We start from the raw sequence: 14,375 nt of genomic DNA, 5'->3' as shown, positions 1-14,375 counted from the left end.
AAGTAGGGGTATGTTTCTAGCCCCTACTTTTTTGCTATATTATAAGAAATATAATAGCAAATACAAGATTAAATATTCCTACCATTAACAAAACCTTAAAAGTTATTTTAGCTCGCTCTACTTTATAGTCATAAAGATATTTTTCTATGTGTTTTAATACAGATTGTTTATGTATTCTCCATGCCTTACTTCTAAAAATCAAGGACATAATAGTAAAAGCCACAGAAACTACAAAAAGATTGTCGCTTAGGGTTATAAGATTTAAATCTTTATTTGCATAGTAAGTAGCAATAACTACTAAAATGGTTATTATTGGTGGTATCAATATGAAAAGTTTAAAATATTTGTGTTTCAATAAGCTATCATTATAAATATTTTTATTTTCTTCTTCCATCTAAAATCACCTCACTTTTCTAATATATTTTAACAATATTTTCATTCTTATTCAATAGCAATTTAAACAAATAAGCGACTCTGACGAGTCGCTTTATCTTTTAACTTAATCTATTTTTTATCTGACTACTTACCTCTTTAGGTGTTTTTCCAGTGACATCTATTACTATAGATTTATTTAATGCATCTTGCATTCCCATTATGTTTTCATCTTGTCCCGATACAACTATGGCATCATATCCATTAAGACTACTACCACTATTTGTTAAAGAACTAACCTCATAGCCTTGAGATCTTAGATCTTGTGCATAATTTGTTAAACTGTCTTCAACTGCTACTTTCTTTGTCAAAGATATCACCTCCATTATACTCAATTATATTATTGGTTAATTAGGAGGCTTTTATACTTTTTTACTAATCTAATTTATTACAACTATCCCGCTTTAGTAGTTTAAATGGTAGTTTTATATGGTTATTTTCAACTTTTTCTTTATTTAATTGTTTAATAATCTTTCTTATGGCTACAGCTCCAATATCATAAAAAGGCTCCTTAATTGTTGTTAGTCTAGGTCTAAATATTGAAGCTATTGGTAAATCACCATAACCTGAAATTGATATATCCATTGGTATATATACTCTATTATCATATAAATAACTTATAGCCCCGATTGCTAAGTTATCATCTCCACAAAATATTGCGGTTAAATCTTTTTCTGAATATGATATTTTTTTTGCAATTTCATAACCATTACTGATTTTTCTATTATTAACAAAAAAGACTTTACCTTCAACTGTTCCATATTCAGCTATAGCTTTTTTAAATCCCTCTATTTTCTTTTTTTCAATACAATAATCTTGGTCATCTTTTGTCGTTACAAACCCTATTTTATTATGTCCTAAATCAATCAAGTATTTAGTCATTTCATAAGCTGCATATAAATGGTCTATAGTTACTGTATGATATCTATCGGGGTTAAAGTACCTATTTAAATATACAAAGGGTATATCTAAACCATCTACTACATCATCGATATTTTTATTATCATTATCCGATATTAGTATTATTCCTTCTACTTGTTTTCTCTTTAATATGTTTATATACTTTACTTCTGCATTCTCATCTCCATAGGTACTACATAAAAGAATATCATAATTATACATTTTTCCTACTTCTTCAATACCTCTAACCATTTCAGCTATATATGAATTTCCTATATCCGTTACTATAACACCTATTAAAAATGACTTTTTAGTAACCAAAGATCTAGCCACTTCATTTGGCTTATATCCAATCTCATCTATTACTTCCAACACTCTTTTTCTCACATCTGAACTTACTGGTTTCGAGTTATTTATAACCCTTGACACGGTAGATATTGACACACCTGCTATTTTTGCTACATCTTTTATTGTTACGGACATTTTTTCCACCCCCACTATATTATTTATCAAAATATCACATTACATTCATTGTTAATAATATACAATAACTTTCTTTAATTTTTAAATCAAACCATCACTTTATAAAACCTTTTATAGATACTTAATAATTACATATCAAATATAGTTAAAAAAACTCCTACCACTCATATCTAAGTAATAGGAATTTAAATTATAGCCGCTATTATATCTGAAACTGTATTAATAAAGTTATAATCATTATAATCGAATTCTTTTTCTTTAATTGGAACAGATATCTGTAATATACCTTTTATCTGTCCACTATATATAATAGGAGTAATTATTAAAGATTGCCAATCCGGTACCCCCGTTATTACATCCACATCGCCTATGTCTTTCCAGTTAATTAAATATCTTCCCGTTCTTTTTTCAATTACTTCTTTTATCAAATCCTCATTGTATTTTTCATCTAAGCTCCAATCATCAGAGAATCTCTGTCGTCCATAAATATTATTAATTTTATTATCAGCATCTAAGGTAAATAATAATCCTTTATCCCCTTCTATAATCTCTATAAGTCTTCCCAAAAATCTATATATTTTATCTTTTTTTGCCATATCTTGTTTTAATAAATTTATAATTTCAACTATGGCTAATACATTTCTTTGATCCTGCACCGCATTACCCGACACTATGCCAGCAAGTTTATCTAAACGTTTATTGGTTTTTCCTATATCTTTACTCCAAATAACAGTTCTATCCCTTCCTGTCTCTTTAGAGTGATATAAGGCTTGATCAGCCTTCTCTATAAGATCTTCTTTATCATTACTATGTTTTCTAAACACAGATATTCCCAGACTAATAGTTAAAGGATGATTTTCATCAATTAACTGACTTCCTTTTACTTCTTTTCTTATTTTTTCTCCAATATATTTTGCCTCTTTTTCATCACTATTTAATAGTATTATGATGAATTCTTCCCCTCCATATCTTCCTACTATATCACCACTTTTTACATTATCTTTTATTATCCTTCCCACTTGACTTAAAATCTTATCTCCTTTTCTATGACCAAATGTATCATTTACCACTTTAAACTTATCAATATCAACCATTACTATGGAAAAGTCGAAGGATTCATAATTTGCTTTTTCTATTACTTGTTCCATAATAGTATCAAAATATTTTCTAGTATATACTCCCGTCATTTTATCAATAGACGATGTTATCTTTAAATGGTGATTATCGATGTTTATTGAAGACAAACAGGCTAAACTCTCCATTATATTATATCTTTCCTTATCAAATCTATTGAACAATTTATCAGTATCTAAATATAGGTATCCAATTATCTCTCTATTATTAAATCCACCTGTATTATACTCTTTATTAAATTTAATATTAAAATCCTCTTTGAATTTGTATATTGGAACACAAATTAATGCCTTTATTTCATCATCAACCATTAAATATTTATTATCTTGAAAGTCAAAGGCACTATTTAATATAATTCCTTTTCTATCATGTTTAACCTTAGATACAATCTCTCTACCAATGGGAATTTGGTAGCTTTCTGTTGTTGATGCAATTATTTTTAAGTCATCACCATTTTCCTCATATAATGCTATAAACCCTCGCTTAGCAAATGTTTCTCTCAAAGCATACCTCAAAACCATATCCATATTTTTTATATAATCTGTAGTAAAATTAGTAATTAAGTCCCCGACATTATTTATATTTCCAATAATAAAATTATTATAATGTTTCATTGCTACACTATATACTTTTTTATTATTAATTAACTCCTTTAAATTATTAAAGTTTAAATAATCATCCAGTTCTATTTTAGTAAGTTTTTTTCTTGACTTTATCCCCAATACCACTTCTTTAATTTTCTCGATCTTATCTACAATGGTATACATTATATTTTTTATAATATATTTTTCCCTTAACCAATCTTTAGGTATTCTTTTCAACATTCTATGATAAAGGTCAATTGCATTTATATAATAATTGGTAGATTTATAATATTTAGTCTTATCAAAAAACTTATTACCTAAAATAATATTAAGATATAACTCTAATTTAGGAAATTCATATTTTGCTATATCTTCTTCTAATAATAACAACGTTTTTATATCATTATCTAAATCCATGGATATTAGGGATACTATAATTTTTCTTTTAATTCTTATATAATCTGTAGAACATTTACCCATTAGATTACTATCAATCTTAAGTAATCTTTTGCAATACTCTTCATCTCCATCAATAGCTGAAAAATAAGCAAACTCCAGTATACTTTTTCTTGCCAGGGTAAATAGCTTGTTATCTAATAAGCTCTCTATAATTTTATTAATTAACCTTTTATTTAAAAATCCTTCTTTTATGTATTCAATCACTAATATACGACTCTCAACTTCTAAATATACTTCTAAATCTATTTTATTACAAGTTTCTTTAGTCTTTATGGCATTTTCTAATGCTTTATCTAATTGACCAAAATTATAATAAAATTCTGTTAAAAATCTATAATATTTAGGTATATTCTCCCCTTGAATAGGATTTTTATGGAATTCTTTTTTTACTATATTATAATACTCATAACTTTTATCATAATATCCCCTTTCTAAATATAGTCTTCCAAGGTCGATTTCTAATAAAAAAACTGCACTTCTTTCTTCACTTTCTTTAGCTATCTTTAATGCTCGCTCATAATACTCTTCAGCCCTATTTATCTTGTCTTCTCCATGATACATCTCTCCAATGTTTACTAAAAAAGTAATTTGTCCTTTTAACTCATTATGTTTTTTACAGATATTTAGACCCTTTTGAAAGTATTCCATTGCTTCTTCTTTCTCATTATAATAATCAGAGTGTATTACCCCTATATTATTAATAGGCTTAGTTGCATCTATAAAAGTTTTAGCTTTATAAAAATACTTTATACTTAATTCATAGTTTTTTCTTGCTTCACTAATATCTCCCTTAAACATGTTAATAACACCAATTTGATTATACATATGTCCAATATATTGGTTATGTTCATACTTTTTAGCTAAATCTATATATTTTCTATTTTTTATAGCCAAATGATATTCCCTCTTAATTATATACACAGAGTTTAATAACTTTACCGACTCTAAAATTCCTTTTATATATCCTATTTTTTCGCCAAGGGTCTTAGCCCTATTTAGAATTTTTTCAGACTTTCTGATATTATTTCTTTTTATATAAATATCTCCTAATTTATTACTTGAATCCACTATATACCTATATTCCTTAGTTCTTTTAAATTCTATACTTTCGGCTTCATCTATTATACTATTACAAACCCTTATAGCCTTATTATTATCACCCTGCTCACTATATAGTCTTGCCAAGTTGAACATTACATATAGTTTTCTATTGGATTTATGGTGTTTAAGTAAACTATATGCCTTCTGCCATAAAAGTAATGCTTGATTAGTCCCAACTAGTTTCTCCATCTTTCTAGCAGAAATTATTGAGTAAGTTATAGCCTTTTTATGTTGTTTAGACATATCTAGATGATATATAAGTTCATCTGTATTTTTCCTTCCTTCTTTTGAATAAACCTCTTCCAAAACTCTAGAAGCTATTTTATGTAAGTTCTCCTTTTCAAAATCAGCTATTGTATGATATACATATCTTTTTATCTTGGTATTATAGAAATCATAAGTATATCCCCAATCCTCTACTCTTTCGTCTATAATCTTCATATCTACTAATTCATTTATTAACTTATCCATGCCTTCAATACTATTCTCATCAATTGCCTCATACACAAATGTTATAATTAACTTGGATACAGATGTTTTAAAAATGGATATAATCTTAGCAATCTTATATAAATCTTGATCCAGTAAATCAATTTGGTTTTTTATTGCATCATCAATACTACTTGGCATATATATATTAGAATAACCTTGTCCATTTAATGCCCAATTTCCGTTCTCATTAATAAATAGTTCTCCCTCTGCATATAGAGTTTTAATAACTTCTTCAATATGTCTTGGATTACCTGCTGTTTCATTCATTATTTTAGTAGAAAATTCCACAGGCTTATAATTTATTCCTAAAATATTCTTTATCATTAACGAAATTTCACTAAAGTCCAATCTAAATAAGTTAATGTTTTTAATATTTGTATTTAATTTCCACTTATTGATAAACTCTGTCCTTTGATTATTATCTAATTCATTTAAAAACCCACTGCTACTGGCTGTAATAATCAATAAAGGGAAACCCTTTTCTATCTTTAATATGTAATCTATAAATTCCAATGTCTCTAAATCACAATTATGTACATCATCTATTATAATATATGTGGGCTTATTATCTATAAAATCAATAAAAAAATTGGCTATTCGGTCATATAACCTAAATTTTTCACTATCTTCATTTAAATTAGAAGATGGTACAACATTTACAATACTATTTATCTCAGGAACTACCTTTACTAATTCTGAACCGTATTTTTTGATAAGCTTTCTATTACAGAATTTAATAATTTTTTTAATTATATTTACAATAGGCCCCAGTCTTCTATTATCTTTATCCACTATAGAAGCCCAATATACATTTTTTCCTTTAAGCTTTAACTTGAAATTTATCTCTTGAAGAAGCCTTGTTTTACCTATCCCACTGTCTCCTAATATGTTTACCATTCTTTTTATATATATCCTATCTTCAAACTCATTATTAATTTGTAATATGGCATTTAACTCCCTATCTCTACCTACTATCACGTTATTAAAATTCAATTTCTCTCGCTCTTTAGCTAACTCTATGGTATAATTTGTTTCAGATATTTCATTTATTTCTTTAACAACATCTAATATATTAACATCTCGGGAACTAGGCTCTTCCTTTATTAGCTTTTTCATTATCTTAGTTAATATTTGTTTCTCCTTATCAGATAATTCATCCCTAATATTTGATAGTTTGCTATCTTCTAAGAAATGATTTAATATCATTCCAATAGAATATAAATCAGCCTCTCTATTAATATTCTTTTCATTTATATTAACCTCTGGAGCAATAAAATAACTAATATAATTATGATGAAAGCTTCTTAATTCCATATCATTTATAGTGGCTAGATTTTTCAATTTAATGTTTACCTGTCCCTCCACTTTATTTATGAATATATTAGTGGGATTAATGTATTTATATGCTAGTCCTTTAGCCTTTAGATAATCTACCACATGGCACAATTGTCTCATAATATCTAGAAATTCCCCTATTGATAATTTAGACCAATACTCCCCCAAACTCTCACCTTCGATGTATTCCATAGTATACAAATATAACATTTTATCATTTTTTTTATTATCTATAGTATTTACAATACTAAAATTATATACTTCCTGTAAGTAATCATGCTTAAAACTAGAAAACCATATGAACTTATCACTTAAAAACTCAATAAAATTATCACTATGGTTTTCCTTTTTAAATATTTTTAATAAAATACTTTTATAATTATTCCATAGATCCTGTGCTTTATATAAAGTTCCAGTAATATCATCGCTTATTTTCTTTTCTATTTTATACCTATTGTTTATAAGCTCCATAACATAATTCCCCTTTTTAAATGTACCTTCAAAATAAGTTAAAATAATATATAGTATTTATAATATAAAGCAGTTAGCATACTATCTATCTCAACAAAATAGTCCCCTATTTATTAGACTCTTTCATTGCCATATATAATGTCTCTAAACTTTCTTTTAGAACTTCTTTTTGACTTTTATCAAAATCTTTTAATTTATCTGCTATATATACCCTTCTCTTTTCTAATACCTTTTTAACTAACTCATGACCTTCTTCATTTACTCGTATTCTTACTACTCTTTTATCTTTTTTATCCTTCGTTCGAGTTACTAATTTATTTTTTTCCATTCTATCTATTAAATCCGTAATAGTACTACATGCTAATTTTAGTTTTTGACTAAGTTCTCCTATGGTCAACTCTCCATCACTTATTAGCCATTGTAATGCTACAAATTGAGGTCCTGTTATGTTAAAATCTTTAAGTATTTCTCTACCTTTCTTTCTAATAATATGATCTGTCTTTCTTAAATATTTTTCTATTTCAATTATATTTTGATCAAAACTTTCATTATTCAATATCACTACCTCCATCATCCTTCGATACACTAAATATTTTAGCACTTTTTAACTATTTTAGTCAACTTTTACTAGGTATATAGTCCTAATTATTAAATCAAGAAATTTATATTATATAAAAAAGGATTTCCCTTTATATTTATTGAATATTTACTTTAAAGGAAAGTTGTTAATTACATCTCTTGTATTATTACTTCTACAATGATATATATAATTCCTCTAATATTTAAAATTATTATAAGGAGGACTCTATATGAAATTTAAACATATATCCACAAAAAGAAACAACAAAATTTCATTACTGATAGTTTCCCAATCTAGTGAAACAAAACATATAAATTTTTCTTCATTAGGTCTTAAAATTATTATAATTTTGCTTATAGTTACTTTTTTCTCTATTGGTTTATTCACTATAAACCTATACAATTCCCATAGTAGATTAAAAAATAATTATTTAAAAAAAGCAGAAGATTTTAACAGGCTAAAATCCACCAATATATCACAGAAAAATAAGATTAATAGTCTAACAAATAAAGTCTCACAAATTGAAAGCAAAATAAAGCATATCACATCCTTAGAAAATACCGTTAAAAATATGGTGGGAATTAAAGTTAATAGCAGTTCTAAATCAGTTTCTCCTTCCAGAGGAGGTTTTTTCGGTAGTTCCGAATACTCCACTTCAGATTTAACTAGGTTAGATGATTTAACTAAACTAATAAATGAGCGGGAATCTAGTTTGAAAAAACTTGTAAACGATGTGGAGAAAAAACTAACTTATCTTGATGCTAAACCAAATCTTCTTCCTGTTAAAGGTAGAATAACTTCCGATTTTGGATATAGAAAAAACCCTTTTGGTAGGGGACAGGATTTTCATAAGGGTCTAGATATAGGCAATAATTTTAACACTAAAATTAAGGCTGCGGGTAGTGGTGTAGTAACTTATTCTAACTATAATGGAAGTTATGGTAATGTTATAATCATAAATCATGGATACGGCTATCAATCTATTTATGCCCATAATAATGAACTCCTAGTAAAACAAGGAGCTACAGTAGAAAAGGGAGAAACTATTGCCAAAATGGGTAATACCGGTAGAAGTACAGGTCCCCATCTACACTTTGAAATCAAATATAATGGCAAGAGTATAGATCCAAAATCGGTTATTAATAATAAAGACTAAAATATTAAGGGGGATGTTTATGTTTAATAAAAATAATATAAAAACAGAAAAAATGGACACCATAATAGGAAAAAACACAAAAATAGATGGTAAAATAACCTTAGATGGAACAATTAAAATTGATGGACAAGTTATCGGTGATATAAATGTTAATGGAGACATAATAATTGGAGAAACTGGAAAAATTGACGGAAATATCGAATCCAATAATACTATTGTCTCGGGACAAATTAATGGAAATGTAACCTGTAGTAATCAACTAAGAATTACCAACACAGGCGAAATATTTGGGGATATAAAAACCGACTCCCTTATAGTTGATGAGTCTGGTAAATTTGAAGGAAATTGTAAAATGAATACATCGACCAAAGACAAAAAAACAATTAAGTTTAATTCTAAAGATGTAAAGAAGGAAGTATAGCTATACTTCCTTCTTTGTAAATATTCTAAAGGAGCTAGGTATAACCTCAAAGCTAGCAGGTAATTTACCTGCATATTCTCCATCTACATCAATATCCACATCCCCTTCACATTGAACAGTTATTTTTTTTGTTTTAAAATATTCAACGTTAGGATGGGTTATATGCTCACCCCTCATTATTCTAATAAGTATGTGAAATATATGTTGTAATTCTGATTTTTTGATTATAATACAATCAAGATATCCATCTACTACCTCTGCTTTAGGGGCCAATTTTTTAAAGCCACCAATTGAAGAACTATTTGAAATTAAAAATAAAAATATTTCTTCATCTTCTACACTATATTCATCACTATCTATATTAACCGTAATTGGTTTAAACATCTGCTTAGGTATCTCTTTAAGTCCTTCTATATAATATGCAATTCTCCCCAGTATAGTTTTAGCATCTGAGGGTACTTGATGGGCTACGTTGGTTAAAAGCCCTCCCGCCGCTACATTTACAAAATATTTGTCATTAGCTCTACCTAAATCTACATCTACAGTTTTATTTTCCATTATCATATTACAAAATTCCTTTGGAGTCTTCGGTATCTCCATAAAGTTAGCAAAATCATTTACTGTTCCTGCTGCTAATATACCCACAGGTATCTTTCTTCCACCTTTCATTATGCCAGTAGCTACTTCGTTAACTGTTCCATCCCCTCCACAAACGATTATTCCATCCCAATCTTCCTTACAACATTTTATGGTCTCATTCATTGCATCATATTGTTTTTCAGTAGCATATTTCCCTAATATATATCCATTATCCATAAGTATCTTACAGATACTATCAATTCTTCGCTGTATTATTTGCCTTCCCGATGAAGGGTTATATATTATTTTTATCTTCTTCATTATACCGACCTTCCTTATTTAATTGTATTCTAATAGTTTACTACTATTAGATATTATATATCCAAATAATTTGCTATATTAGCAGTTTCATCAATAATTCCTTCTATTAAATCCCTTTTACAGGTCATTATAGTCGTTATTCCTGGACCGTGTCCCATTTTTATGCAATCACTATGGACGACAACACCAACACTTACTGCACCTTTTAAATATCCCCTACCAAATGTATTATCACAATCTTCTAAAATGACTAAATCTCCAAACTTCAGACTGCCTAATTTATATTTTTCCACAGCTTCCCTATCAGCTGTCATAATATCATAGTCTCCATTATAGGCTGTTGATGACCCAATGCCAGAACCCATGAGATAGGGAGGTACCCTTTTAGCCACTGGTACTCTAATTTTACCATTATCTCCATCTTGTATTCTTAGTTTTGTCAATAATTTGGGGTCCATATTCATAATTCTTATATCTGGATAATCTATTAACTTAAGTCCTTGTCCATGGGCTTTTATAAGTATTTTATCATCTACACACATTCTTTCTAAATCTTCTTCCCTAAAATATATTAGAACATGATTAATTCCTCCATGAATCCCCGTTACGTATCCCTTGGCCCCTTTTCCATCTCCAGTTATAACCTTAGCTTCATTCCCAATACATGCTAAAAGATTAAGGGCTCCATTTTCATGTTTATCCTCATTTCTTATACTTACACCTGGTTCAATATGATCTCCAGCCCATCCCATAGCACAATCTCCAATCTTTACATTATAAGTTATACCTCCAGTTGCCGGTAAAACATTTGGTTCTCCTTCATGGCTTATTCTATAGGGAAAAGATGCCATTGGATGATGAATTTTGCCTTGTACAGATTGAATAGCTAGATTCTTAATATTAGTCTTAATCATAATCACACACCCCTTTAATAATACTTTTGGCTCTATCAGGATAATTGGTAATTATTCCCGTTACCTTTGCATCTATCATTTTTCTTATATCTTTATGTGTATCTACAGTAAATGGGTTTACTAGGATTTCATTATCTAAGCATTTTTTAACTAACTCCTTTTTTATGTTATAAAAGAATGGATGTAGTGCATCTACATTTATTCTTTTAGCATAATTCCATGGTTCAACTAGTCCTGACATATATAGAGCCCCAGTTTTTAAATTATTATTTATTTTTTTTACCTTTAATAAACTATTATGATTAAAAGATGATATTATTGTATCCTTTTCTTTATTGTATCCTTCTATGATTTTTATTATCTTTTCTACAATTCCTTCATATTGGATTATATTATTTTTTATTTCTATATTAAGTAATATATTTTCATCTCTAATTAAATACATTAATTCTTCTAAAGTAGGAATTTTTTCTCCACAAAATCTTTCGTCAAACCAACTTCCTGCATCTAGTTCCTCAATTTCTTTTAAGGTTAAGTCTTTTATAAAACCCGTTCCATTTGTAGTCCTATCCACCTTTTCATCATGGCATATTACAGCAACACCATCTTTGGATAATTGTACATCAAGCTCTAACCCATCAACTCCCATTTCTATAGCTTTTTTAAAGGCTATAATAGTATTCTCCGGAGCATAACCAGAAGCTCCCCTATGGGCTATTATTTTTGTCTTACCCATTATACCACTTCCTTAACTTAATTTCATTATTTACCTACACTATATATTCTATCTTTTAATTCTATTTCCTTCAAAAAAACAGATAAGAGGCTCTTATCTGTTTTTTCAAAACCTATCTATGAAAATTTATAATTAAAAATCTTTTATAACTATTAAATAATAAATCCTTTCTGAGCTCTTACTATAAAAGGTACATATATCAAATAATTTAAAAATATATCTATACCAATAAACATTACAATATAAGCTAGATAGTTCACCCTTCTATCCTTTGTATAATATAATGACATAATAATAAATGACACCAAGTTTATTAATAAGGGCATTATATACCTTGCAAAATCAAAACTTAAAGCACGGGGCATATAAGTTATAAACCCTGATCTATAAAAATCGTTTTTGAACATTATAAAATTTAAAATTACATAAAGAGCAGCAAAACAAATAAATTTAATCTTATCGCTGTCTACTTTTAACTTTCTAATAGTAAATCCAAGTATTAGATATGCAATTGCCACTGCAAAAATGATATTTATTCCCCTAAAAAATATATAGGCTATAGCATAAAATGGAACTATTAATGATTTAGTAGTGGAATTAAAGAAATCATGCTTTGTAAAGTCCCTGCTTTCTTTGATAAAGTTTTTATTTGTACTATTTATCATTAATCTATCATTAGTTGTCCCATTATCTAGCCAGCATAGGTAAGATCCATTACTGCTTTTTAAAAATTTTGGCTTTTTAGATATTTTCTCTGTATTTGATATATAGTATGGCTCTGATAATTCTCCTTTATTATTGATTTCTACTCTAAAAATATCCCGCATCTCTGAATAATTACTTTTATTATTTATAGATGATCCGAAAATATTTACTTTATCATCGAACTTAACAAATTGAAATTCATCTCCAAGGATTCCTTGTAGTTTTATTTCGCTAATATAATTCGAATTCAAAACCTCTAGTGTATTACCATCAATTATCTTAAACCTTTTAAACTTATTTGTTATGCCTTTAACATTTTGAGTAGTAGTATAACCTAAGTAAATTTTTTCGTCTATAGTTACTGCATTAATATCTTTAAAATCCATATAACTAGATACAGGTCTATTTTCAACCATATGAATATCCTCTAACTTATCATTAATAATTTTTCCTATATGCAACTCTTTTCTGTTAACATCGGGCATAATTGAAAAAAACAAATATTTTTGATCATTAATCTGTCTAACAAAAGCATCGGTTATTTCATTGTTGACTTTATATGAAAATTCCCCAGCTATTTTATTATCTTTAAATGAAGAAATAGTTATTTTATTATCATCATTACCATAAGTCTGTATTAACAATTCCCCTAAAACTTCATCTACTCTTAGACCTGAAGCTCCAGTTAATATTTCCTTACTTTCGTTAAACCCTGATATTTCATCAAACTTGCTTATATATACCTTATTATCTTTTAAATAGAAAAGGTTATTTCCTTCAAGGTATATATCATAACTTTTATTTGCATTAAAATTCTCTAACTTCATGCTGTCATTCTTTAAAATACTCCCCTTTTCATCTATTAAATAATAGTTTATGTTCCCACTCCTAGTAAATGTTAATACCAATATATTATTCTCAATATTAGATATCAATGGTGATCTATTAAGACCACTTTCCCCTATTTCAACTCCCCTTCCCCATTTTTCGTCAAAAGTCGAAGTCTGAATTTTCAAATTATTATAAGTATGAAACCCTATTATTACAACAGTTACAATAATTATTGCCCCAATAGTTCTTATCCCAAATTTTTTACTCTTCATATTAGTCCCCCTTGTATAATATGTTTTTTATCATATTATATATATTATTTTATTCTCTTATTATATCATTTCAATGACAAAAAAGTAATTAACAGAATATTTAAAATTTTAACAATTGTGTAACATTTCTTTTGAGATCAATTTCATAAAAAAAGGGAAGAAAATAAGAGACCTTAAGGTCAATGTCATTAAGTTAAGAAATATTTTAAAGAATCCAAGACAGAAAATAAACTGATTTCTGTCTTGGATTCTCTTTTCTTTAGTAAATAACAAATTTATGACATACTAAAAAGACAGATTGCCATCTGCCAAAATTTGAGATACAATGAATGTGAATGATTATGCTACTCGATAGAGAAAACTTACAGGTTTTTGGACTTTGACTTTGCGAGGGTCATGGCGTCCAGGTCTTATTGGCAAGATATTTCTTTGGATGAGTAGCACTATATCAGGTGGTTTCAGTTTCTTT

General features: G+C 27.8%; 11 protein-coding genes. 2 read left to right on the top strand and 9 right to left on the bottom strand.

All coding sequences use genetic code 11. The features are described from left to right. Positions 1-34: 34 nt before the first annotated feature. The 5 genes from V6137_RS03745 to V6137_RS03725 form a co-directional block, all read right to left on the bottom strand. The gene (locus V6137_RS03745) at positions 35-394 is read right to left on the bottom strand and encodes a hypothetical protein (protein WP_425446542.1); all 360 of its coding nucleotides are present in this window, start codon (positions 392-394) and stop codon (positions 35-37) included. Between the two features lie 100 nt (positions 395-494). After that, positions 495-743: a YkuS family protein gene (locus tag V6137_RS03740; RefSeq protein ID WP_425446541.1), complete on the bottom strand. Its 249-nt coding sequence runs from the start codon at positions 741-743 to the stop codon at positions 495-497. A 64-nt stretch (positions 744-807) separates the two neighbouring features. Continuing rightward, the gene (locus V6137_RS03735) at positions 808-1,815 is read right to left on the bottom strand and encodes a LacI family DNA-binding transcriptional regulator (protein WP_425446540.1); all 1,008 of its coding nucleotides are present in this window, start codon (positions 1,813-1,815) and stop codon (positions 808-810) included. A gap of 185 nt (positions 1,816-2,000) precedes the next feature. After that, positions 2,001-7,391 carry a diguanylate cyclase gene (locus tag V6137_RS03730; protein ID WP_425446539.1) on the bottom strand — a complete coding sequence of 1,797 codons (5,391 nt, stop codon included), beginning with the start codon at positions 7,389-7,391 and terminating at the stop codon, positions 2,001-2,003. Positions 7,392-7,497: 106 nt separating this feature from the next. After that, positions 7,498-7,947 carry a MarR family winged helix-turn-helix transcriptional regulator gene (locus V6137_RS03725; protein ID WP_425446538.1) on the bottom strand — a complete coding sequence of 150 codons (450 nt, stop codon included), beginning with the start codon at positions 7,945-7,947 and terminating at the stop codon, positions 7,498-7,500. A gap of 253 nt (positions 7,948-8,200) precedes the next feature. Between V6137_RS03725 and V6137_RS03720 the strand changes: the two genes are divergently transcribed. Next, positions 8,201-9,127, top strand: a complete 927-nt coding sequence (locus tag V6137_RS03720) for a M23 family metallopeptidase (protein WP_425446537.1) — start codon at positions 8,201-8,203, stop codon at positions 9,125-9,127. Positions 9,128-9,146: 19 nt separating this feature from the next. Then, positions 9,147-9,548, top strand: a complete 402-nt coding sequence (locus V6137_RS03715) for a bactofilin family protein (protein ID WP_425446536.1) — start codon at positions 9,147-9,149, stop codon at positions 9,546-9,548. Here the strand turns inward: V6137_RS03715 and V6137_RS03710 are convergent, their stop codons facing one another. From V6137_RS03710 to V6137_RS03695, 4 genes are all read right to left on the bottom strand, one after another. Then, positions 9,549-10,448 carry a YegS/Rv2252/BmrU family lipid kinase gene (locus tag V6137_RS03710; protein ID WP_425446535.1) on the bottom strand — a complete coding sequence of 300 codons (900 nt, stop codon included), beginning with the start codon at positions 10,446-10,448 and terminating at the stop codon, positions 9,549-9,551. 53 nt (positions 10,449-10,501) lie between these two features. Further along, the gene (locus V6137_RS03705; protein ID WP_425446534.1) at positions 10,502-11,362 is read right to left on the bottom strand and encodes a DUF4438 domain-containing protein; all 861 of its coding nucleotides are present in this window, start codon (positions 11,360-11,362) and stop codon (positions 10,502-10,504) included. Further along, a complete protein-coding gene (locus V6137_RS03700) occupies positions 11,355-12,098 on the bottom strand; it encodes a glycerophosphodiester phosphodiesterase (protein ID WP_425446533.1) in 744 nt (247 codons plus the stop codon). Before V6137_RS03700 ends, V6137_RS03705 begins: the two co-directional genes overlap by 8 nt. A gap of 152 nt (positions 12,099-12,250) precedes the next feature. Beyond that, positions 12,251-13,906 carry a hypothetical protein gene (locus V6137_RS03695; RefSeq protein ID WP_425446532.1) on the bottom strand — a complete coding sequence of 552 codons (1,656 nt, stop codon included), beginning with the start codon at positions 13,904-13,906 and terminating at the stop codon, positions 12,251-12,253. Between the last annotated feature and the right edge of the window lie 469 nt (positions 13,907-14,375).

This window comes from Dethiothermospora halolimnae, assembly GCF_037577855.1.
Classification (GTDB): Bacteria; Bacillota; Clostridia; order Tissierellales; family VENL01; genus Dethiothermospora; species Dethiothermospora halolimnae.
This window is presented reverse-complemented; position numbering and strand designations above follow the sequence as displayed.